We start from the raw sequence: 21,899 nt of genomic DNA on the forward strand, positions 1-21,899 counted from the left end.
CTTTTTTATATTTAAATCAATGCTGAAATCCTAATCAAACCACCTCCTCTTGCTTTTTTTTCAGGCTTATGGAAATAATGGGCAAGTCCAAAATACATTACTACAACAAAACATAGCATCGGCACATAATAGGACAGTCGAATACTACCGCTAATATCAGAAACTTGTCCCTGGATGGCAGTAATAAGCGCTCCTCCAAGTATGGCCATAATCAAACCTGACCCTCCCAACTTGGTATCATTGCCAAGTCCTTCTGCTGCCAAGCCATAGATCGTAGGAAACATCAGCGACATACACACCGATATCAACACAAGTGCTATAACAGCGGTCATTCCACTGGCATAAATCACTACAAAACTAAGTAGAATAGCTAAGAGCGAAGAAAAGGCCAATAAAATGGAAGGTTTAAAGTACTTCATCAATATCGTGAACAGAAAACGACTTCCTGCAAAAAGCACCAAAGAAATCAAATAGTAATCCGATGCACCACTTTCCATTACGTCAAGCTCTGTCATTACATACCTAATGGTATATGACCATACTCCAATCTGAGCACCAACATAAAAGAACTGAGCCATTACACCCCTCACGTAATTTTTATTCTTAAACAGTCTTTTGAAGCCACTGATCACGCCATCTTTCTCTGTCTCCTCTGAGGCTACAGGCATCTTAACGGCACGAATGATAAACCATACTACGATCAGAAACAAAGCCACTCCGACATAAGTACTTACTACACCAGCCAATTCATCTGCCTGAATTGCTTCAAGTGCTTCAGGTGTCATGTTGGTTCTATCTATTGCCTCGGCAGTGTTGAGTTTAGAAAGGATGAATATTTTACTTAGAAAAACACCAATAACCGACCCGATTGGGTTGAATGATTGTGCCAGGTTAAGTCTTTGTGTCGCTGTTTCTGGTGGTCCTATTACCAAAATATAAGGGTTGGCAGCTGTTTCCAAAATAGATAGACCTCCTGCGAGTACATACAATGCAACCAAAAAGAACCCATAGGACATCATCATTCCCGCAGGATAAAAGAGCAAAGAACCCAATGCAAATAGCCCTAAGCCCAAAAGGATTCCCGATTTATAAGAATACTTTCTAATGAAAATTGCAGCTGGTAAGGCCAAACAAAAATAGGAACCGTAGAAAGCCAACTGAATCCATGAGGTCTGGAAATCAGTCATGCTCATGATTCTTTTAAAAGCTGCCAGAAGGGTGTCCGTCATATTGTGGGCTACACCCCACAGCATAAACAGGCAGGTAAGTAATAGAAATGGCCAGAAATTCTTTTTAGAAATTAATTCTGTCTTTACTGGGTTTATTGTTTGACTCATTGGTGGTTTAGATTATTTGGTTTCTTATAAATAAGGGAAATCCGAAATTAAGGATTTATCTTTTAATTCTTTCCAAAATTCTTGGGGTAAAGGTGTTTCTGAAGCCATGATGTTTTTTTCTACCAATTCAGGTTTATTGACGCTTAGCGCAATACTAGTGACTCCGGGTACGGCTAAAGAGAATTGAATACAAGCATGAAAAGGTGCAACATCATGTCGCTCACAAACTTCGAAGAATGAATTTCTCCACTGAATTTTTCTTTGATCCTCCGGATCCGTTATATCAAGTTTTTTATAATCAAAAAAGTCCTCCCCAGTCAAAAAACCCGATTGAAAAACGGCTGCTATGATTAAGCCTACCTCATCCTTCCTTAATACCTCCAAAAAATCCATTAATTCCGGTGGATGATGAATAAGTGAATGGCTATTGGCGACCATTACATAGTCCAGCGGTACCTGGTTATATATTTCTTTGATTATTTTCCAGTCTTTGGCTCCTACACCTATGCCTTTTACCTTACCTGCTTCCTTCAATTCCTTCATGGCTGAAATGGCTCCTAAGAGCTCTTTCCACAATCCATCTCTCTCCTTGTCGGTCTTGGCCTTGGCCAAAAACTCATCTGGGTCATGAAGGGATATCAACTGAGGAACATAGCCCTTTAACAGTAAATTATCTTTTTCAAAACACTCCAAAATGCCGTTATAACTTATCTTCTGAACGGCATCATGTTTTATCCCTTTCCATATATTGGGTTCGAAGAGGGGTTCTGGTGTAGTAAGGGGGATTCTTGTCCAGCCCAGTTTATTGGTGATAATAACTTTGTCCTGAGGAATGCCTTCTTCCGCTAAAAACTCACCCAATACTTCCAGTGCCAATCCTGCCCCATATTTACCTGCCGTATCGAAAACGGTATAGGGGCTGGTTTTACTAAAAGCTTCCTTTAGAATGGCTTTTTTTTCTGCTTTTGAATAGGTCTGGAAGAGGTTTCCCAGCGCACTGCTCCCAAAGATGATTGATGGAAAATATAAGCCTGTTTTACCAAATGGCTTCGTATTCATTTCTCAATAGGTTCAATGCGCATCAAAAGCTTAATTTTGTTTCACACCAAAGTGCATGTCTCTGGTATATGTTTCAAGGTGACGATGTTTTTTGGATTCGTAAATATCCGCAATGGTGATTAATATCCCTGTTTCTTCTACAGCTCCAAATTCATAATTCATTGCCGTTCCAAAAATCTTCATTGTAGAAGACAAGTTCATATAAGTATTGATCAAAGGGGGGATATTTTCACCTAAAGACCTCACCTTTGAGTTAAGTATTTTATAACCCTCCTTATAAGGTACCCCATCAAATATGCCCTTGAAATTATTCGCGTCAGTTTTATAACCCAATGAAGTTATTGGTAAGATTAATTCATCTCTGTCTGGAAAATAATGATGCATAAAATAGATCAATAAATCCCTTGCATCTTCATTATAATGGGGATACATGGTCACTTTACCAAAAAGATATTTGATATCTGGATTGATCATTACCACTGCTCCCAGGCCATCCCACAAATTGTCAAGGGAAAATATCCCTTTTCTATTGTCTATACTTGGTTGGTATTTTGGCTGAACAAAGGATCTTCCCAATTCTATAGTAAAGGGTAGGTAATCTTCAATGAAGGCATTTGAGAAATTAAAAAGGTGCGCTGTAGAAAGATTCACAGAACCTTTATCTGTAAAACCAGCATCCGAGCATTTGATCAATCTATACCCTGCAATGATTTCTTCATCTTCAGGATTCCATGCGATCAACTGGTCGTAGCATTTCTCGCAGGTATCATTCTCATCTAAATCTATAGACAATCCTGTTCCTCCTCCCGCTGCGCGAAAGGAAATCTCACGTAGCCTACCGATTTCTTTCAACACATTTGGTGCATTGTGTTGATTAACCAAATAGATTTCATTTTCCCCATTGTTTACATATCTTAAAAATCGATCGGGTATCAATTCATTTTTAATAGCATCCCTTTCAATCGGGTTGATAATGTCTTGCATAAATCCTACTTGTCTTGGACTATATTGTAAACTACTTTTTTACCTCTTCCGCCCAATATTTATCCGTTTTAGAAGCATCAAAATACTTGTAAGAAATCGGTTTTCCTATATGGACAACAATTTTTTTGTTTTTTGGGCAAACATTTCATCCGCCAAATAAAACATTTCAATATTAGCCTTTACTCCCAACTTTTTCCTAAGGTTGGCCAAATTATAAAAAAAAGATGAATTTCTCCCCTCTATATAAATAGGAACAACATCTTTTTTATATTTCTTTGCTTTGTTAATGAAGCTTTTTTTCCATTCCAAATCTTCAATTCCATTCTCCTGCTTGCGTGAAACCAAGCCTGCTGGAAAGATAATAACCCCATTACCTGAAGCATAGGTAGCCTCTATAAGCTCAACACCTCTTTTCCCATGTCCGCCATGTTTATTAATGGGCACAAATAACTTTCCGAAATTAGGTATATTCATCAATACATCATTGACCAAAAACCTCAAATCTTCTCTGAATGCACCTAAAACATGCATCAATACGATGCCATCCAAGCCTCCAAGAGGGTGATTTGAGGCGAAAATAACATCACCATCTAAAGGGATATTCTCTTCATTTCTCACCTCTATTTCCATCCCAAACTCCTTGATTAAGGCATTAACGAATGCTAATTCTTTCAAATCATCATTCCGAGCCATAATCTCATTGACCTCAGTTTCATGTGCAATTCTCTTGATATAAGAGAGTAAAAAACCAGGAATCCACTTCAATAAAGCAGGATTCTTTTTACCAATTACTTTCTCTATTTCAACGAATTTCTTCTTTGTCACGTATTATCTGTTTAATTAATGGATTAGCATTATTGCGATAAAAAGGCATCCGCCTGAAAAACAGCCCTATAAACTCAATACTGTTAATTTTCAGATAGCAACCAGTAAATTCCCTGATTGAAATCAAAAACAAAAATACAGAAATTAATTTGTCAGTTTCAATTCATTCATGATTCACCCCAATGATTTTTTCAGCTTCGAGCATTTAATTGTAGTTTTTGTATATTTAATACCAACTTCATACTTTCTCAATTTCAGGCGATTGAACAACCTATAAAGATACCTAAATGAAAATAGCAATAACAGGAGCCACCTCAGGAATTGGCGCCGAAAAAGTAAAAGCATTGGCTCCATTATGTGAACACCTTTTCCTACTGGTAAGAAATGAGAAAAAAGCCAGGGAACTTATCCAATCAACGCCTTCTCTGGCCAACAAATCCACCGTAATTTATTGCGATCTTTCCGACTTAAAATCCGTAACCAAGGCGGCAGCTACCCTTTCCAAAAAAACACAAAGCCTGGATGTGCTCATAAATAATGCGGGGGGCATATTTCCAGAAAAAACAATTACAAAAGATGGACATGAACAGACTTTTTCAATAAACCATCTGGGACATTTCCTACTGACTTACCTTTCTCTTCCACTACTAAAAAATGAAAATGGGGGAAAAGTCATCAATGTTAGTTCAGAAGCATACAAAGCAGCGAATGTCAATAAAAAAGACCTTGAATTAAAAGACAACTTCGGTTCTTTTAAAGCCTATGCCAACGTGAAACTATTTAATATCCTCTTCACAAAATCTTTGGCAGAGAAACATGGCAATGAAAACATTTCAGCCTATGCTTTACACCCTGGAGTAGTTAATACAAATTTTGGTGGACAGAGTAATGGTTTTTTCAAATTCCTGCTTCTTCTCGCCAAACCATTCATGATTAGTCCGAAAAAGGGGGCAGAAACGGGGATATTCCTGGCAACAACTGAGCAAGCCCCAGGTAATAATGGGGGTTATTTTAAGAATTCAAAGGCCACAAAAACAAACTCCACCGCTTCTTCTAAGCCGCTAAGAGACCTTCTTTGGGAGTACAGCCTTGCCGAAATTCAGCCATTTCTTACTGAAACCACCCCTGATTAAGCCTTTATTTCTGAATAGAAAACTACAAAAAATAGCCCCTTACTTGATAAAAGTAAGGGGCTATTGATTTTTCTAAAAACTAATTTCATTCTTCTCCTTCAATAGTTATTGTTTTGGAGATTAAAGAGCCTGTCATAAAATATCCCAACACCTGTCCGTCACCATTAGAGGCAACAATATTGGATTTTGGGTTTTCCGGGGGAGGACTAAAAAGCCCGCCATCATTAAAAAGCAACGAAACAAACTGGTTCAGGTAATCATATGCGTTTTCATTTAATCTAATCAATTGTAGTTTTACCTTGTCTTTTTCCTCGAAAGCGAACCCATTCAACACAAACCCATTGTCTAAGATATCATTACCAAAAGTATCATCGAAAAGAAAATAATCATTTGAACTGTTTAAAAGTGTGTCATTTTTTGTGATTAGTAATCGGTAAAAATTACCATCGTCAAAAGGGATTTTACCATACAATGTTAAAAAATAACCTTCATCGGCAAAAAACCTTTCTTCCTCAAACACATAGGTAATGCTGTCTAGAATGGGTGGTTCTTGCGTTATCCCTTCACTCGTATATTCGTTTCCATCTAACAATATTTGCAAGGAGTATTGGTGCCCAATAACCGCTTCCTGATTCTCTGATGGCAAATAATACCCCAATTCCTCTACAAACATGAAATCAACTGTTTCTCCTGATGTATTGTCCATTATGCTTACAGAGGCATTCTTAGCTATCTCATTGTCCAAGGTGTCGTAATAGTCCCTGGTGAAAGTTATTTTAATTTGGTTCTCTGATGCATCATCAGTCCAAATTGCTTCAATCACCGGCTTTTTTGGCGTGTTCCCGAAATCAAGGGCCACTTCTTCCTGACAGGACAAAAGGGAAACAAGGCTTACAATTATTCCTAATTTTTTCATTTTTCTTAAAAAGTAAAATTGTAGGTTACTGAAGGTAGAATCCCAAATAAATAAGTTTTAACCACTCCTGGTCTTTGTGAGAATACTTCTAATCCATCACTGGAGTCGAATTGTATATCGTTGTTCATGATGTCTGTAAATTCATAAGAGAATGGATTTTTTCTCCCATAGGCATTGTAAACACTAAAGTTCCAGCTCCCCTTCCACCATCTACCTTTGTCTTTATTTTTAAGAGTTAATGACAAATCCATTCTGTGGTAATCGGGAAAACGACTTTGGTTTCGGTATTCGTCATAAATTGGCAAACGTTGGTTATCCAGCACATATGAGCCCACAGGAAAAGTGACGGCCACACCAGTGGTATAGACAAATGTACCCGAGAAAGACAGTCTATCATTGATTTCATGCGTAAGCACGAGACTCAAATCATGGGGTCTGTCAAACCTCGGATTATAAGGCAAGCCCTTATTGATTCCTTCAATCTTTCTATAGGTCCTTGACCAGGTATAACTCAACCAACCAGTGGTTTTGCCAACATTCTTTCTCAATAAAAACTCTAAACCATAAGCCCAACCATCCCCCGTAAGGATTTCAGTTTCTACATTGTCTTTAAACAATACATCTGCATTCTGCTTGAGGTCAATGATATTTCTGAAGTCTCGGTAATAGCCCTCCAAAGACAGCTCCCACTTATTGTCATTTAAATTTTTAAAAACCCCGACTGAGACCTGATCGCTTCGGATCGGTTCAATGTATTTCCCTGCAGGTATCCATCTATCTATAGGGAGACCTGCAGAAGAATTAGAAGCCACTTGAATGTATTGATAATTACGGTTATAACTACCTTTCAAAGCCAGCCCATCAGTAAGCAGATACCTCATCGCTACCCTTGGTTCAAGCCCATCAAAAAACTGCATCCGTTCTCCAAAATTGTAATTTAAAGTATCAGAAACCACCCCATCAATTGTTGGGTCTCCGTTTTCATAAATGTAATTCACGCCATCGCCTATTTGCTGATAAGCACTCCAGCGAAGTCCCGCTTCAACACTCAGTTTTTCAGTGAGTTCAGCATTCCCAGCGATGAAAAAACTATTTTGAAAGCCAATTCTTGTGGTGGACTCAAAGGGCTGAATGTTTTCTGAATCACTAAATTGTAAGTCTACTGGAGCAAAGTAATAAAGTTGACTATGTACTCCGAATTTAAGTTCTGTGTTTTCTCGGGGAATATAGGTAAGTGCAACTTTGCCCCCAGATTCGGAAAAATAATTAGACCAATCAAAGCCATTGTCTTCATCCGTAACTGTGATTTTGTATTTATAGAAACTATAATAAGCGGTTACATCCAGAAACAATTTATCGTTAATTTGCCTGTCCCATTCAAAGGAGTTAATCCAGTTGTTCCAGCCGAGACCAAATTGTTCAGCCAAGCCCAGAAAGTCACTTCCATAGTAGGTAGAAAAGGTGAATTTATTTTTTTCTCCATTCCGCCACATCAGCTTACCACTAAGGTCATAAAAATACAATTGATTGTCTTTGAGAGATTCGTTGGAAGAAAGTCCTAAGAAGATATCCGCATAGGTTCGTCTGGCAGATATTAAGAACGAAGCATCTTCTGAAAACAAAGGCCCATCCACTGTCAACCGAGAACTAATACTCCCTATTCCACCGCTCCCTCTTATTTTTTGAGTATTGCCTTCCTTCAAAGAAATATCTATTAGGGAGGATGCTCTACCACCAAAGTTGGCAGGTATGTTCCCTTTATAAAGTGCTACATCACTTACGGCATCAGGGTTGAAAACAGAGAAAAACCCAAAAAAGTGAGAAGGGTTATAAATCGGTGCTCCATCTATCTGAATTAGATTTTGATCTGAAGACCCACCTCTCACGAACAAGCCTGTTGTTCCTTCCCCTGCTGTATTCACACCAGGGAGAAGCTGAATACTTCTAAGAAGATCTACCTCACCAAACAGGGCAGGTATTCGTCTTAATTCATCACCAGAAATTTCATTTTTGCCAATTGCTGTACTCTTTACATTATAATCTTGCCTCCGTTCGGATACCACAACTTCAGAGAGGCTTACTTCTTCAGGGCTTAGAAAAACTTTAAATCGACCAATTCGTCCTTGTTTTTGAAAGACCTTACGGCGAGTTTATACCCCAGAAAGCTGATATTTAAATTATTTGGAAGAGATGCTACTGGTAATGAAAAAAAGCCATCTTGATCCGTAACTGTACCTCGAGAGGGCTGGTTTTCCCAATAAATAGCTGCTCCAGGCAACGGTTCTCCTGATTCACCATCAAACACCTGTCCACTTACCTGGCTTATATCCTGAGCAATTGTCTCGAATGAACTTGAAAAAAACACAAAGACGAATAAAAAACATACATACCTGAAAAACGCAGTGTTTGAACCGATCATTATTTAAATCGTAAGATTATTGGTGAAACATCCCAAAAACTTTAATAAAGGATCTACGAAGCTAACGGTATCACAACAAAATAGTTAAGTTTGCATTGAAAATTTAACAACATTTAGCTTAAAGGTTTGAAAAAATCAATAATTATTCTTCAACCATTTCGTTTTAAGTTATAATGATTAATTTCAACTTATGATTTGGGCATATCCTGACAATAGTTTAATGGCAATCCTGGCAATAATATTTATTTTGCTGTATGGGTTATACTTGTATCGATTTTGGAAAATCAACCAGAAAATCACTGTTAAAAAACGGCGGCTAGTATGGAAGATGGTACTAAGAAGTTTGTATTTCGCATTGTTTCTTATCGCTTTGGCGGGCCCATCTATAGGCAATGCCATGAAAGAAATAAAGCAAGAAGGAAAAGATATCTTTCTAGCTATTGACCTTTCCAGGTCGATGAATGCTGAGGACATTAACCCTAGTAGACTTCAGAGGGTCAAGTTTGAATTGAAGAATTTGGTTAAGAATTTCAGTTCTGATCGGCTGGGTATCATTATCTTTTCCTCGGAAGCCTTTATACAATGCCCTCTAACTTTCGATCAAAACGTGATTCAATTACATTTAGATGGTTTAAATAGCGGCTTGGTACCAAATTCAGGGACAGATATTGGAGCACCTTTAAAGCTGGCATTTAGCAAGTTTCAAACCGATGAAAGTCAAGAACCTAAATCAAAAGCTATAATTTTAATTAGTGATGGAGAGGATTTTGGTGATGGCTTGGAAGAAACCCTAAATGAGCTGAATTCTAAAGGAATTAAAGTCTTTAGTATGGGAGTTGGCACTGCTAATGGCAGCACCATTCCGAGAGGAAGTGGCGTGGTTATCGACCAAACAACGAACAGACCTGCCATTTCAAGGCTTACTTCAGATAACCTCAAAAAAATAGCCAATGATACTGGTGGAGATTATTTTGAACTAAGTGGTGAGCAAAATGACATCCCTCATTTGATTGATACGATCTCTAAATTAGAAGGTACTGTGATGGCCAGCAGAACTGTAGAAGCCTCGTCCAACAAGTATTTCTACTTCCTTTTGGCTGCGCTCCTTTTGGCGGTAATCGATGCGATATTACCCGTCAAAACCTTGTCATTTTAATTCAACTGAAAAACAATCAATACAATGGTTTCCAGATATATTCTATGGGTTTTATTATTGTTACCGAGTGACTGGAAAAATATAGCAATTACAAATGAGGCTATTGACACTGCAGCACGCTCTTTTAAGGAAGCAGACTATGAAAATTCAGTAAGGAATCACCTTGCATTAATAGATGAACATGGCCTTAACCAGCCTGAAATCAAATTCAATCTTGCATTAAGTTATCAAAACAATGGGCAAGAAGAAGATGCTAAAAAAACCTATGAAGCGTTAACGAATAATACATTTGGTGAAATCTCATCCTTTGCCTCTAACCAACAAGGAGTGATGTTGGGCAATGAAAAAAAATACAAGGAAGCCCTTGCCTATTTCAAAACGGCCTTGTTAAATGCCCCTAACAATGAAAAAGCACGTTATAACTATGAGCTACTAAGTCGATGGTTGGACGGTAATGAAGAAAACCAGGAAAACGAGGAAAACCAAGATCAGGAAGACAAACCTGAGCCTTCAAACTATGCTAAAAGGATGAAAGCGCAAGCGGACGATTTGGTCGATAGGTTTCAATTTGAAGAGGCATTAAACACCATGAACCGAGCCTTGGAAATCGACGAAACAGTAGCTTCCTACCAGCAATTTATAGACCATTTAAAGGACATCGATGAAATCAATAAATAACCTTTACCTTATAGTCCTTCTATTAATTATTTTGTTTCCACTTACAGGGAAATCTCAATCGCAGGCAGATTACTTTAACAAGGCAGCAAAACAATATGTAAACGAGGACATGCAAGGCACCAGTCAACTATTGGCAGAAGGCCTTGAAAAATACCCACAGGACGCCAAACTGAATGCGCTTTGGGAGAAATTAAAAAAAGACCAGGAAGACCAGGAGAAAAAAGACCAGGAAAACCAGGACCAACAAAACGAGGAGCAACAGGAACAAAACCAGGAACAAGACCAGCAGGAGCAGGAGAAGCAGGATAGCGAAGAACAAGAGAGCGGAGAAGGTGAAGAGCAAACCGATGAAGATGGTGCTGACAAGTCTGATGAAATGGAAGAAAAACGTGGGGAGAAAACAGAGGACAATGAAAATTCCGACGAGAAAAACAGCATGGAAAGTGACCTAAGCGAGAGAGAAAAGGCGATGGAGGAACTTAAGCAACGATTGGAACAAATGAACATTACTCCAGAACAAGCTGCTCAAATTCTCGATGCCATGAATAGCAATGAGCTTAGGTATATACAGCAAAACAAAAAGAAACCAACCCAACAACCCAAACGAGGGCTTCCTGATTATTAACCCAATTTGACCAAGATGAGAGAAGTTTATATTATAGCAGCCACAAGGACGCCAATCGGTGGTTTTGGAGGACAATTGTCTTCACTCTCAGCCTCTGAATTAGGAAGTATAGCTATTAAAGCTGCTTTAGAGAAATGTGGGTTACAGGACACTGAACGAGTAAGTGAAGTATTCATGGGGAATGTACTCTCCGCAAATGTAGGTCAAGCTCCTGCCAGACAAGCCGCTTTAAAAGCAGGATTGCCCAATTCGACCCCATGTACTACTGTCAATAAAGTTTGTGCTTCAGGCATGAAGGCTGTGATGCTAGGTGCACAGGCCATTATGTGTGGACAAGCTGAAATTGTGGTAGCTGGCGGTATGGAGAGCATGAGTAATGTCCCCTATTACCTGCCCAAGGCTCGTTTTGGTTATAAATATGGCGATGGGAAAATGGTGGATGGACTCCAAAAAGATGGCCTTCAAGAGGTTTACAATGACTTCCCAATGGGGAATTGTGCTGAAAATACAGCCAAAGAAATGAACATAAGTCGTCAGGCTCAGGATGAGTATGCGATGAAAAGCTATCAATTGGCTGCTGAGGCATGGAAGAAAGGTTTATTTAATAAAGAAGTAAGCCCAATAACAATTAAAGGAAGAGGGAATGATACGAGCCTCGTCTCGGAAGATGAAGATTTTAAAAAGGTTAACTTCGATAAAATACCAAAATTAAGACCTGTTTTTTACCAGATGGGACAGTCACAGCAGCCAATGCATCCAACATTAGCGATGGTGCATCAGCCATAATTTTAGCGGACAAAGAAACAGCCTTATCCTTGAACTTACCTATCATAGGGAAAATACTAGGCTTTTCAGATGCCGCTACTGATCCATTATGGTTTACCACTGCACCTTCTCTGGCCATCCCAAAAGCTTTAAAAAATGCTGGTAGAAGTATAGATGCCATTGATTTTTTTGAGATAAATGAAGCTTTTGCAGCTGTTGCCCTGGCCAATCAGCAATTGCTTCAGATTCCAGATTCGAAATTAAATGTTTACGGGGGAGCAGTCGCAATAGGCCATCCACTAGGGTGCTCAGGGAGCAGGATCATTACAACTTTGCTTTCCATTCTTCATCAGGAAAATGGAAAACTAGGCGTTGCTGCAATTTGCAATGGTGGCGGTGGTGCCTCTGCCGTTGTTATAGAAAAATTGTAACTATTCGTTACTCATACCAGTCTTATATAGGAAAACGACGACAAATGAAATTCTCTTCTTTTATTATCCTTTTTCTATTGACCTGCTTTGCCAACACTGGATTCGCTCAGGTTCACACTACCTATTACGATTCTGGAGAAACCATGATTAAGGAGAAGTTTGAAACAAAAGAAGGCATGGCACATGGAGCCTACCAGCTTTTTGACCAGTTTGGGAAGTTAATCCAAGTCGGCAAGTATGAAAATGGGAGAAAAGAGGCAAATTTCATAGACATTCACCCAATTACTCAAGATACTGTTAAAATAACTCCATTCCTGAATAACCTTGCGCATGGAGAAGTAAGGTCCTTTTACCCCAACGGCGAACTATCACAGGTTGCCACATTTAAAAATGGAGCTATTGAAGGACAATTGGAAAGTTTCTTCCCCTCTGGAAAACTGAAAAGCAAAACAGAATTTGCAAATGGGAAACCAAATGGAGTCCACACTAGCTATTATGAAAATGGTCAAATTCATGAAAAGCATTCATTTAAAGATGGTGTTTTAAATGGGTTACAAGAAGAATTTTCCGAATCCGGGAATATAATTGAGGAAAAGAGGTTTAGCAAAGGAAGCCTCCAGGGGCTTTACACCACCTTTTACCCAGACGGCAGCAAGGCCAGTGAAATCACTTACAAAAATGGAATTAGGGATGGCGACTACATAGATTATTATGAAAATGGAATTGTGGCCCTGGAAGGAAAGTACAATCGTGGTTTAAAACATGGGGATTTTACTTCCAGAGACAAGTCAGGAGCCATTATAGAAGAGTCAACTTACAAGACAGGTCAAAAAATATACTGAGTCAAACATTATCTAAAGAATGTCAATGAATATCTATTACGTCTAGCAGACAATTTTAACGATAGATTTTCAGGAACATTGAAAAATTAGAACATCCATCAGATTATTTTCTATTTTTGTGTTTAAAATCTAAGGCACGATGAACCAAGGTATAAAAAGCACACAATTCGAATTCCCGGGGCAAGTAGACTTTTACAAAGGGAAGGTAAGAGATGTCTATATATTTGACAAAATAATCGCTGTTGTTGCAACTGATCGCATATCAGCCTTTGATGTAGTATTGCCAAAGCCAATCCCTTTTAAAGGGCAGGTGCTGAATCAAATTGCATCCTATTTTCTGGCCTCAACAGCTGATATAGTCCCAAACTGGGTTACTTCAACACCTGATCCCAACGTAACAATTGGAAAAAAATGTATCCCTTTCAAGGTGGAAATGGTAATTCGCGGGTACTTGGCAGGACATGCCTGGAGAGAATATAGAGATGGGAAAAGAAGCATTTGTGGCGTGTCCCTTCCTGATGGTTTAAAGGAAAATGATGCACTTCCAACGCCTATCATCACACCTACAACCAAAGCTGACCAAGGTCATGACGAAGACATTTCCAGGGAAGACATCCTTAGTGAAGGCATTGTCAGCGAAAAAGATTACCTGCAATTAGAGCAATATACCCGAGCGCTATTCCAGTCAGGAAGCGAAATGGCCCGTAGTAAAGGGTTGATATTAGTGGATACCAAATATGAATTTGGTAAGTTTGGAGATCAAATTCTTCTAATAGACGAAATACACACCCCAGATTCTTCCAGGTATTTTTATTTAGAAGGCTATGAGAAACGTCAACAGGAGGGCGCTGTTCAAAAGCAGCTTTCAAAAGAATTTGTCAGACAATGGCTTATTGAAAATGGTTTTCAAGGCAAGGAGGGTCAAACCATTCCAGAAATGACACCAGAAATAATTGAATCAATATCAAAAAGATATATTGAGCTGTTTGAACATATCACAGGGCATGAATTTCAGCCAGCAAAAAGTCAGGATGCATCCGAAAGGATCAAAGAGGTTATACTGGCTAATATTTAATTAAACCGAACATTTTGGCCCCATCAATTTTTAAGCTAATTTTAAATCGGTATCAAAAATAACCACCTGTTTGGAACAAATGGAACAAAATTTCCTCACATATGTTCAAGATAGGTAAATACATAAAAAATAATGAAATACGCTGTAGATAAAAAAGAACAATTTGTCGTTTTTACATTAATGGAAGAAAAGCTTGACAGCACACTTTCTCCACAATTAAAATCAGAACTACTTACTGTGCATGCTGAAGGTTATAAAAACCTAATTTTGGACATGGGAACCGTAAAATATGCTGATTCCAGCGGATTAAGTGCTTTATTGGTTGGAAACAGGGCTTTCAATGAAATCGGAGGTGTGTTTGTATTGTCATCACTACAGGAGCACGTTGTGAAGTTGTTAAAAATATCTATGCTTGATAAAGTATTTAAAGTAGTGGATGATAATGAAGCAGCAGCAGAGGCTATTTTTATCCACGAAATAGAGAATGGCGCTGAAAAAGATGAAGAAGAATAATCGATAAAAGCCTTTGGATTTTAAAATCACCATTCTAGGTTCCAATTCAGCCATTCCAGCACATGGCCGTAACCAAACGTCTCAATTGATTTCCTGGGATGGTGAATCTTTTTTGATTGATTGTGGAGAGTCGACACAACAACAACTCAGAAAATTCAAAATAAAATACTCCAAGATTAACCATATTTTTATTTCCCATCTTCATGGAGACCATTATTTGGGATTGATGGGGCTAATAAACACCTACAACCTAAACAACAGGAAATCACCCTTACATATCTATGGCCCAAAAGGCCTTGATGATATCATCACCATTCAACTGAAGTACTCAGCCTCAATCCTGAACTTCCCACTAATATTCCACGTCACCATTCCACAAGGAAAAACACAATTAGCGGAAATCCGAGAGCTGGCGATTTATTCTTTCCCTTTGCAACATAGGATACCCTGTACAGGATTTAGTTTCGAGGAAAAACATCCAAGAATACATCTTAATAAAGAGATGATGGCCAAACACCAGCCAGAAGTAGCCGACATTCACCTCCTTCAAAAAGGACAAGATGTGAAAGACAATGATGGAAATGTGCTTCTCAAGGCCTCAGAATTTTGTGAAAAAACACCTCCTCGGAAATACAGCTATTGTTCGGACACAGCCTTTGACCTCAATTTAGTCCCCTATATAAAAGGCACAGATTTGCTCTATCATGAATCGACCTTTATGGAGGCAGAAAAGAAACGGGCAAAAATCACCAAACACAGCACATCAAAGGAAGCAGCCTTAATAGCAAAAACTGCAAATGTTAAAAAACTTTTGCTAGGTCATTATTCAAGCAGGTACGCTAACTTGGATTTACTTTTGAATGAGGCCAGAGAAACTTTTGAACCCAGTTTATTGAGTGAAGAAGGAGTCACCTACACTATCAAATAAACATGGAGATTAGCGAAAAGGAATACCAATCCAAGAAAACCAATTTATTTATAATTCTAGCTGGCATCTTTCTTACAAATGCCATTTTGGCAGAAATCATTGGTGTGAAAATTTTTTCTGGTGAGGAAACATTGGGCTTGGCACCAGCAAACTGGACTTTCTTTGGTACTTACATTTTGGATTTCAACCTTACTGCTGGAGCTGTGATTTGGCCGGTGGTTTTTATCACCACTGATATTATCAATGAATATTTCGGCAAAAAAGGTGTGCGTAAAATCAGCTTTATTACCGCAGGATTAATTGCCTATGTTTTTATCGTGATCTCACTTGTCACCAAACTCCCTCCAGCGACTTTCTGGCTTGACGTAAATGAAGTAGATAACAACGGCAATCCTTTCAACATTGATTATGCCTTCAACACCATCTTTAGACAAGGCCTAGGTATTATAATCGGCTCTCTTATCGCTTTCTTAATTGGCCAGCTACTTGATGTTTATATTTTCCAGAAATTAAGGAGCATTACAGGTTCGAAAATGATATGGCTTAGGGCAACTGGTTCTACTTTGGTCTCTCAGTTCATCGATTCTTTTGTGGTGCTAGGGATTGCCTTTTATGTGTTTGGCAACTGGTCTATTGAACAAATCATTGCCGTAGGCATAATCAACTATATTTATAAATTCTCTGTGGCCATAGCCCTCACGCCCCTACTTTATGTAGGACATGGGCTGATTGATCGCTACCTGGGGAAATCAATGGCAGCAAGAATAACTGCCGAAGCATCTGGAGACAAATCCTTCACTTAAACCTGAATTATCATTTCACTTCCTCTTCCTTAGAAAGGGCCATTCTTTCTGCCAGCGCACTACCAAGGATAAGCTGTAAGGTGTGGTAAAGCATTAGTGGGAGCAACACCACCCCAAAAACAACCGGGTCAGGAAATAGAATTTTACCCATTACAGCTCCTTGTACCAGGGATTTCTTGGATCCGCAAAACAACACCGTAATCCGATCTCCTCTTTCAAAGGAAAGCCACCGGCCCAATAGGTACATTCCTGTAGCCATAAAACAAAATAAAAGCAACATAAGAAGACCCAAGGTCAATATATTCTGACCTTCGAACATATTCCCTCCAAATGAATGTGAAAATGCCGAAAAAACAATCAACAGGATCACCAATTGATCAAAGTTTTTAAGCATCTTACTGTACTTCTGTACCCATTTAAATAGCCATTTATGGAGGAAAACGCCAATGACTACTGGAATAAGAATCTGTTGAACGAGCGCCCAAATCGAATTGAGAAGCTCAAAATTTGCGTTTTCAGCACTAAGGAAAAGTCCCATCCACAATGGGGTAATCAATATCCCAATAATACTTGAGATACTGGCATTAAATATAGCAGCAGGCAAGTTTCCTCCGGCAATAGACACCATCACCACAGAGGAAGAAACGGTAGAAGGAAGCGCTGCTAAATAGAAAGCCCCTAACCAGAACAAATTGTTTTCGCTTCCGAAAAACCAATAGAGAATTAAAATCAGTAGCGGGAAAATAATAAAGGTAGTGCTTTGTATCAATAGGTGAAGTTTCCAATTTGACAAGCCTATTCGAAGGGTGGTAGGACTAATTTTTATTCCATAGAAAAGAAAGATCAAAGAAACCCCATAATAGGTCACCTCATCTATGGAAATACTACCATTAGACACACCCCACTCAGGGAATAGGTAGGCCAATAGAATAGTGAAAAGCAACAAAAAGAAAAATGTATTGATCCCAGCTCTCGCTAGTTTTGTTTTGATTGAAGCCATATTATCAAATAGTGGATCTTAAAGTCCGGTCTTAAATCTGGAGTAAATCACCTAAAACTTTATGACCGTTTTGCCTATTGTTTTCCCAGACTCCTGCAGCTCATGCGCTTTTTTAAAGTTCTCCACTGAGAACCCTCTCAGCTCTGTTTTCAGGGTTGACTTCAAAATACCTTTATCCACCAGATTAGCCATTTCACTAAGGATTTCATGCTGTCTAATAATATCATCCGTTGTGTACATGGAGCGTGTGAACATGAATTCCCAGGAAAAGGACACACTTTTATTTTTAAGCAACATCAGGTTTAAAGGCTCACTGTTTCCTGAAATGGTCACTATATGACCTTGAGGTTTGATGATATCAATAACGGTTTCCCAGTACCCATTTATATCCACGCAATCCAAAATATAGTCCACTTCCTTGTGACCAATCTTCTCTAAGTCTGATTTGAGATCATTGTGATTCACTACAAAATCTGCCCCCATAGACTTGCACCAATTCTCAGTTTCTTCCCGGGAAGCTGTTGCAATCACCGTAAGTCCAGCCACCTGTTTCGCTATCTGTATGGCAATGGAACCTACCCCACCAGCACCTGCCAGGATAAGAATTGTCTTTCCCTTAGCTGTTTTTGGATCAACTTTCATTCGGTCAAAAATAGATTCCCAGGCAGTCAACCCAGTCAATGGAAGGGCTGCTGCTTCAGCCATGCTCAAAGATTTAGGTTTGGCCCCTACAATTCGCTCATCTATTAATTGAAAAGCTGCATTACTGCCACTTCTTGTAAGGTCTCCTGCATAGTAAACTTCATCTCCTTCCTTAAAAAGGCTCACCTTGTCACCTACTGCTATAATTTCACCAACTGCATCATAGCCTATAATCTTGGGCTCTTCCAGGACATTCTCTTTCGCTGCGCTTTGCCTTACCTTAAAATCTACAGGGTTCACGGATACAGCAGCCACTTTTACTAATAAATCAAACCCCGCTGGGCTTGGCTGATCTGCTTCAAACTCAATAAAGCTATCCTTTTCAGAAATGGGAAGTGATTCTCTAAATCCTATGGCTTTCATTTTATTTCTATTTTTTTAATTACAATTTATAAATAAGCATCATTTCACAAGAAATTAGTCATTCCAATGCTTGTCTATCACCTCTTGAATATGCGGGTAATCCTCATCTGTTTCATTTAGCTCCACTCTTAACCTTTTCAGTTCTTCTTTCAAATGAGCGATGGTCTCCTTATAATCGGGATTCCCATACAAATTATTCATTTCCCTGGGATCCTTTTTTAAATCATAGAATTCCCACGCCACAGGTGTATGTGTGGTGAAATCATTCCCCCAGCTGCTCTTGTTCCATTCAGCTTCGGGGTTATCTGTATCCACCCAATATTTCCCATAGTAAAAGATCAATTTATACTCCTTGGTTCTTACCCCAAAGTGGGCAGGGTTTCCATGCCTGTGTGCCAAATGCATCCAGTACCTGTAGTAGGTAGATTTTTGCCAATCTTCAGGTTCTTCATTTGTTTCCAGGATAGACTTAAAACTGTTACCCTGCATGTATTCTGGCTTCTCCCCACCTGCAAGTTCTATTAGTGTAGGTGCAAAATCAGTATTATTGATTATAGCATCAGTTCGTGTGTTAGCTTTGATCTTTTCTGGAAACCTTATAAAAAAAGGCATTCTCAAAGACTCCTCGTACATCCAGCGTTTGTCAATAAAATCATGCTCTCCCAACATAAAACCCTGGTCACTGGTGTAAACAATAATGGTGTTTTCAAGCAGTCCATTGGACTTTAAATAAGCCAGGAAACGCTTCATATTGTCATCAATCCCTTTGACGCATCGCAGGTATTTTTTCAGGTAACTTTGGTAGACTTCTGAAGTGTATTGCTTTTCTTCCTCATCCATTTCCCATTTAACCAATTCATTGGGTAGAATATCTTCAGCGTCACGATAATTTTTATAATTTGGTCCTTGCCAAATATTCATGGCTTGATTTCTTATAAGGTTTCTGTGTGAGACGGAGGAGCCGATATACCTCGTCAAACTATCATTATTTCCTCGCGTGGCTTCTGAACCATTGTTACCATTGTCATAAAGACTTTGCGGCTCTGGAATAAAAACATCCTCCAGATAATCCTCATACCTGGGCGCATTTTCAAAGTCATCATGTGGCGCTTTAAAATGATACATTAGAAAAAAGGGTTTGTCTTCTTCTCTTTCTTTTTCAAACCAGTTGATTACCTGGTCTGTGATCACATCAGAAGAATGCCCTTCGTATTGAATCTCGTTTGAAGGCCAGGGTTCATTCCCCTGAACCCTGAAAACTGGGTCAAAATAAGTCCCTTGTTGGTTAAGCACTTTATAGTAATCAAAGGAAGCAGGCTCTTCCTTCAGGTGCCATTTACCTACAATAGCGGTTTGATAGCCTAATTTTTTTAATTCCATCGACAAAAATTGCTTCTCCGGTGGAAGGCTTCCCTCTAAATCTATAACGCCATTGGTTTGGGCACGCTGTCCTGTTAAAACGGCTGCCCGGCTGGGCACACATATAGAATTGTTTACAAAACAATTTTCAAAGAGCATACCTGATTTGGCCAAACTATCCAAGGTAGGGGTTGGGTTGAGGCTTGCCAATCGACTTCCATAAACACCAAAGGCCTGGCTGGTATGATCATCAGCCATTATATATATTATATTAGGCCTTTTGGTCTCTTTTGTTTCTTCATTGTTTCCCCTACTACAAGAAAACAAGAGGATCAAAACCCATAAGGATTTGTTCATTGTAAAATATGGACGAATGGCAAAAACTATAGACGACCTTTTAAAAGACATAATCCATTTCATTTAATTCCAGCTTATCATTTAACCGTCCTTGCAATTGTTGAAGTGCTGTAAATAAACTCCTCCTCAATTCCTCGTATTGAGGCTGGTCTGCTAAATCATTGATTTCTAAGGGATCTTTCTCCATATCGAACAAAAGCAGTTTCTTGGCATTTGGATATACAGTAAGCTTGAAACCATCTTTTTTTATCATCCGTTGGTTATTCAAATAAGCGCCGTAAACTTCCTCACGAATCACGTCCTGGTCACCATTTACTAAAGCCAAAAGGCTTTCGAATTCAACGTAGTCTGGTTTATCTACACCTGCTATTTCCAGCATAGTGGCCATAGCATCCTGTATGTAGATGTCATGATCAAGCCTTTTCCCTTTCGGGATGTTGGGCCCTGAAATAATGAAAGGAGCACCCATACTATGGTCAAACATTGTTTGTTTTCCCATTAAACCATGATTCCCCATGGCAAGTCCGTGATCAGCCGTAAAGATGATGTAAGTATTTTCTCTAAGACCTTTCCTTTCTAATTCCTCAAAGATTTTACCAATTTGATAATCCATATGAGAAACAATGGCATAATATTCCTGCAAATGCTTTTTGATGGCATAAGGTGTACGTGGAAAGGGAGCCAATGCTTCGTCCCTTAAGCCAGGTCCATTTCCAATGTCATCTTTGTAAGGGTAAACAGGCATAAAACTTTCAGGAATTAGCAGGTCTTCAGCGACATACAGATCCAAAAAACTACCAGGAGACTGTCGAGGATCATGTACTGCATTGAATGCCAAATACATGAAAAACGGATTGTCTGAATTAGAGGCACTGTCTAAGAAAGATTTCGCATCTTCTCTCAACACTTCACTCCAATGCGTTCCTCCTTCCCAAAAACCCCCAAGAGAGCGATCGGTTGGAGACCAGTCATCCGGTTGATCAATAAGAGGTCTATTGTACCCTAACGGCATTATGGAGGCTGGATCTGCACCAATCTTATTTATAGAATCAAATTTCGCCCCCGTATTGTTTTTTGCCCAAGTATCTTTTGGCATTCCTGCACGAATATGGGTGGTATGGTTAAAAATTTCAGGAGGGGGTATATCCACGTGCCATTTTCCGGTCATATAGGTTTCGTATCCCGATTCTTCAAGCAGTTTAGGCAAAGTCAAGTCGGTCTTATCTCCTTTTTTCCATTCCTCCTTAACATCAAAGGCATTCCAAACACTTCTGCCTGAAATCATCATACTTCTGGAGGCTGTACAAACTGCACCTGACCAGCTGCCCATGTTGTAGGCTTTGGTAAAGGAAGTACCCTCCGACATTAATTTATCCAGATTTGGGGTGAAAATCTCATTCTGCTCTAGCTCATCAAGAAGGGTAAAGGCCATGTCATCCGCAAAAACGAATAAAATATTTGGCTTTTTTACTATAACTTCTTGTTGTTGTTTTTCCGGAGCACAACTTAAAAGATAAAAGCTTAGCAGGAACAGATAGACTTTGGGTGTTCTCATCGTATAATGGGTTTCGTAAACGTAATGAATCATTGATAAAAGGAGTTCCTTATCCTCCTTGCTCTTTTTTCAAA

20 protein-coding genes and 1 pseudogene are annotated in these 21,899 nt (G+C 39.0%); 10 read left to right on the forward strand and 11 right to left on the reverse strand.

The features are described 5' to 3' along the window. Window positions 1-11: 11 nt before the first annotated feature. The 4 genes from fucP to glsA form a co-directional block, all read right to left on the reverse strand. Window positions 12-1,337, reverse strand: coding sequence for an L-fucose:H+ symporter permease (gene fucP, locus ADICYQ_RS08720; protein WP_020888540.1), 1,326 nt, complete (start codon window positions 1,335-1,337; stop codon window positions 12-14). A gap of 24 nt (window positions 1,338-1,361) precedes the next feature. Further along, window positions 1,362-2,396, reverse strand: a complete 1,035-nt coding sequence (locus ADICYQ_RS08725) for an aldo/keto reductase (protein ID WP_020888541.1) — start codon at window positions 2,394-2,396, stop codon at window positions 1,362-1,364. A 30-nt stretch (window positions 2,397-2,426) separates the two neighbouring features. Further along, the gene (glsB, locus tag ADICYQ_RS08730; RefSeq protein WP_020888542.1) at window positions 2,427-3,380 is read right to left on the reverse strand and encodes a glycine N(alpha)-acyltransferase GlsB; all 954 of its coding nucleotides are present in this window, start codon (window positions 3,378-3,380) and stop codon (window positions 2,427-2,429) included. A 105-nt stretch (window positions 3,381-3,485) separates the two neighbouring features. Further along, a complete protein-coding gene (gene glsA, locus ADICYQ_RS08735) occupies window positions 3,486-4,205 on the reverse strand; it encodes a 1-acyl-sn-glycerol-3-phosphate acyltransferase (RefSeq protein WP_020888543.1) in 720 nt (239 codons plus the stop codon). 287 nt (window positions 4,206-4,492) lie between these two features. On the opposite strand from glsA, the gene ADICYQ_RS08740 reads away from it, so the two are divergent. After that, the gene (locus ADICYQ_RS08740; RefSeq protein WP_020888544.1) at window positions 4,493-5,338 is read left to right on the forward strand and encodes an SDR family NAD(P)-dependent oxidoreductase; all 846 of its coding nucleotides are present in this window, start codon (window positions 4,493-4,495) and stop codon (window positions 5,336-5,338) included. An 85-nt stretch (window positions 5,339-5,423) separates the two neighbouring features. Here ADICYQ_RS08740 and ADICYQ_RS08745 read toward each other — a convergent pair whose 3' ends face one another. Genes ADICYQ_RS08745 through ADICYQ_RS28440 form a run of 3 tightly spaced genes read right to left on the reverse strand, consistent with a single transcriptional unit; the run spans window position 5,424 to window position 8,673 of the window. Next, window positions 5,424-6,254: a DUF4249 family protein gene (locus ADICYQ_RS08745; protein WP_020888545.1), complete on the reverse strand. Its 831-nt coding sequence runs from the start codon at window positions 6,252-6,254 to the stop codon at window positions 5,424-5,426. A gap of 5 nt (window positions 6,255-6,259) precedes the next feature. Next, window positions 6,260-8,317: a TonB-dependent receptor plug domain-containing protein gene (locus ADICYQ_RS08750; RefSeq protein WP_020888546.1), complete on the reverse strand. Its 2,058-nt coding sequence runs from the start codon at window positions 8,315-8,317 to the stop codon at window positions 6,260-6,262. A gap of 29 nt (window positions 8,318-8,346) precedes the next feature. After that, complete coding sequence (locus ADICYQ_RS28440) at window positions 8,347-8,673, reverse strand: carboxypeptidase-like regulatory domain-containing protein (protein ID WP_020888547.1); 327 nt, start codon at window positions 8,671-8,673, stop codon at window positions 8,347-8,349. A 190-nt stretch (window positions 8,674-8,863) separates the two neighbouring features. Between ADICYQ_RS28440 and ADICYQ_RS08755 the strand changes: the two genes are divergently transcribed. The 9 genes and pseudogenes from ADICYQ_RS08755 (at window position 8,864) to ADICYQ_RS08795 (ending at window position 16,489) form a co-directional block, all read left to right on the forward strand. After that, on the forward strand, window positions 8,864-9,829 hold the full coding sequence (locus ADICYQ_RS08755) for a vWA domain-containing protein (RefSeq protein ID WP_040415316.1): 966 nt from the start codon (window positions 8,864-8,866) through the stop codon (window positions 9,827-9,829). Between the two features lie 24 nt (window positions 9,830-9,853). Next, a complete protein-coding gene (locus ADICYQ_RS08760; protein WP_020888550.1) occupies window positions 9,854-10,507 on the forward strand; it encodes a tetratricopeptide repeat protein in 654 nt (217 codons plus the stop codon). Then, window positions 10,491-11,132, forward strand: coding sequence for a hypothetical protein (locus ADICYQ_RS08765; RefSeq protein WP_040415318.1), 642 nt, complete (start codon window positions 10,491-10,493; stop codon window positions 11,130-11,132). The genes ADICYQ_RS08760 and ADICYQ_RS08765 overlap by 17 nt, the downstream gene beginning before the upstream one ends. 15 nt (window positions 11,133-11,147) lie before the next feature. Continuing rightward, window positions 11,148-12,328 (forward strand): annotated as a pseudogene (locus tag ADICYQ_RS08770) (acetyl-CoA C-acyltransferase). A 44-nt stretch (window positions 12,329-12,372) separates the two neighbouring features. After that, window positions 12,373-13,170, forward strand: coding sequence for a toxin-antitoxin system YwqK family antitoxin (locus ADICYQ_RS08775; protein ID WP_020888554.1), 798 nt, complete (start codon window positions 12,373-12,375; stop codon window positions 13,168-13,170). A 139-nt stretch (window positions 13,171-13,309) separates the two neighbouring features. After that, window positions 13,310-14,245, forward strand: a complete 936-nt coding sequence (locus ADICYQ_RS08780; RefSeq protein WP_020888555.1) for a phosphoribosylaminoimidazolesuccinocarboxamide synthase — start codon at window positions 13,310-13,312, stop codon at window positions 14,243-14,245. Window positions 14,246-14,377: 132 nt separating this feature from the next. Next, window positions 14,378-14,758, forward strand: a complete 381-nt coding sequence (locus tag ADICYQ_RS08785) for an STAS domain-containing protein (RefSeq protein ID WP_020888556.1) — start codon at window positions 14,378-14,380, stop codon at window positions 14,756-14,758. A 13-nt stretch (window positions 14,759-14,771) separates the two neighbouring features. Beyond that, complete coding sequence (locus ADICYQ_RS08790) at window positions 14,772-15,686, forward strand: ribonuclease Z (protein WP_020888557.1); 915 nt, start codon at window positions 14,772-14,774, stop codon at window positions 15,684-15,686. A 2-nt stretch (window positions 15,687-15,688) separates the two neighbouring features. Next, window positions 15,689-16,489, forward strand: a complete 801-nt coding sequence (locus ADICYQ_RS08795) for a queuosine precursor transporter (protein ID WP_020888558.1) — start codon at window positions 15,689-15,691, stop codon at window positions 16,487-16,489. Window positions 16,490-16,499: 10 nt separating this feature from the next. Here ADICYQ_RS08795 and ADICYQ_RS08800 read toward each other — a convergent pair whose 3' ends face one another. Genes ADICYQ_RS08800 through ADICYQ_RS08815 form a run of 4 tightly spaced genes read right to left on the reverse strand, consistent with a single transcriptional unit; the run spans window position 16,500 to window position 21,825 of the window. Beyond that, complete coding sequence (locus tag ADICYQ_RS08800) at window positions 16,500-17,489, reverse strand: bile acid:sodium symporter family protein (protein WP_020888559.1); 990 nt, start codon at window positions 17,487-17,489, stop codon at window positions 16,500-16,502. Window positions 17,490-17,540: 51 nt separating this feature from the next. After that, window positions 17,541-18,554 (reverse strand): zinc-binding alcohol dehydrogenase family protein, encoded by a 1,014-nt coding sequence (locus ADICYQ_RS08805; RefSeq protein WP_020888560.1) that lies wholly within the window; start codon window positions 18,552-18,554, stop codon window positions 17,541-17,543. 54 nt (window positions 18,555-18,608) lie between these two features. Beyond that, window positions 18,609-20,321, reverse strand: a complete 1,713-nt coding sequence (locus ADICYQ_RS08810; RefSeq protein ID WP_020888561.1) for a sulfatase family protein — start codon at window positions 20,319-20,321, stop codon at window positions 18,609-18,611. After that, window positions 20,311-21,825, reverse strand: a complete 1,515-nt coding sequence (locus tag ADICYQ_RS08815) for a sulfatase family protein (protein ID WP_020888562.1) — start codon at window positions 21,823-21,825, stop codon at window positions 20,311-20,313. The genes ADICYQ_RS08810 and ADICYQ_RS08815 overlap by 11 nt, the downstream gene beginning before the upstream one ends. Window positions 21,826-21,899: the final 74 nt, after the last annotated feature.

It is taken from the genome of Cyclobacterium qasimii M12-11B, from assembly GCF_000427295.1.
In the GTDB taxonomy this organism is placed as follows: Bacteria; Bacteroidota; Bacteroidia; order Cytophagales; family Cyclobacteriaceae; genus Cyclobacterium; species Cyclobacterium qasimii.

Excerpts from the sequence above, each read along its gene's own strand:
- ADICYQ_RS08725 (WP_020888541.1), bottom strand. The coding sequence starts at position 2,396 with ATGAATACGAAGCCATTTGGTAAAACAGGCTTATATTTTCCATCAATC.
- ADICYQ_RS08780 (WP_020888555.1), top strand. The coding sequence starts at position 13,310 with ATGAACCAAGGTATAAAAAGCACACAATTCGAATTCCCGGGGCAAGTA.
- ADICYQ_RS08815 (WP_020888562.1), bottom strand. The coding sequence starts at position 21,825 with ATGAGAACACCCAAAGTCTATCTGTTCCTGCTAAGCTTTTATCTTTTA.
- glsB (WP_020888542.1), bottom strand. The coding sequence starts at position 3,380 with ATGCAAGACATTATCAACCCGATTGAAAGGGATGCTATTAAAAATGAA.
- ADICYQ_RS08760 (WP_020888550.1), top strand. The coding sequence starts at position 9,854 with ATGGTTTCCAGATATATTCTATGGGTTTTATTATTGTTACCGAGTGAC.
- ADICYQ_RS08740 (WP_020888544.1), top strand. The coding sequence starts at position 4,493 with ATGAAAATAGCAATAACAGGAGCCACCTCAGGAATTGGCGCCGAAAAA.
- fucP (WP_020888540.1), bottom strand. The coding sequence starts at position 1,337 with ATGAGTCAAACAATAAACCCAGTAAAGACAGAATTAATTTCTAAAAAG.
- ADICYQ_RS28440 (WP_020888547.1), bottom strand. The coding sequence starts at position 8,673 with ATGATCGGTTCAAACACTGCGTTTTTCAGGTATGTATGTTTTTTATTC.
- ADICYQ_RS08800 (WP_020888559.1), bottom strand. The coding sequence starts at position 17,489 with ATGGCTTCAATCAAAACAAAACTAGCGAGAGCTGGGATCAATACATTT.
- ADICYQ_RS08745 (WP_020888545.1), bottom strand. The coding sequence starts at position 6,254 with ATGAAAAAATTAGGAATAATTGTAAGCCTTGTTTCCCTTTTGTCCTGT.
- ADICYQ_RS08805 (WP_020888560.1), bottom strand. The coding sequence starts at position 18,554 with ATGAAAGCCATAGGATTTAGAGAATCACTTCCCATTTCTGAAAAGGAT.
- ADICYQ_RS08755 (WP_040415316.1), top strand. The coding sequence starts at position 8,864 with ATGATTTGGGCATATCCTGACAATAGTTTAATGGCAATCCTGGCAATA.
- ADICYQ_RS08785 (WP_020888556.1), top strand. The coding sequence starts at position 14,378 with ATGAAATACGCTGTAGATAAAAAAGAACAATTTGTCGTTTTTACATTA.
- ADICYQ_RS08810 (WP_020888561.1), bottom strand. The coding sequence starts at position 20,321 with ATGTCTTTTAAAAGGTCGTCTATAGTTTTTGCCATTCGTCCATATTTT.
- ADICYQ_RS08765 (WP_040415318.1), top strand. The coding sequence starts at position 10,491 with ATGAAATCAATAAATAACCTTTACCTTATAGTCCTTCTATTAATTATT.
- ADICYQ_RS08795 (WP_020888558.1), top strand. The coding sequence starts at position 15,689 with ATGGAGATTAGCGAAAAGGAATACCAATCCAAGAAAACCAATTTATTT.
- ADICYQ_RS08775 (WP_020888554.1), top strand. The coding sequence starts at position 12,373 with ATGAAATTCTCTTCTTTTATTATCCTTTTTCTATTGACCTGCTTTGCC.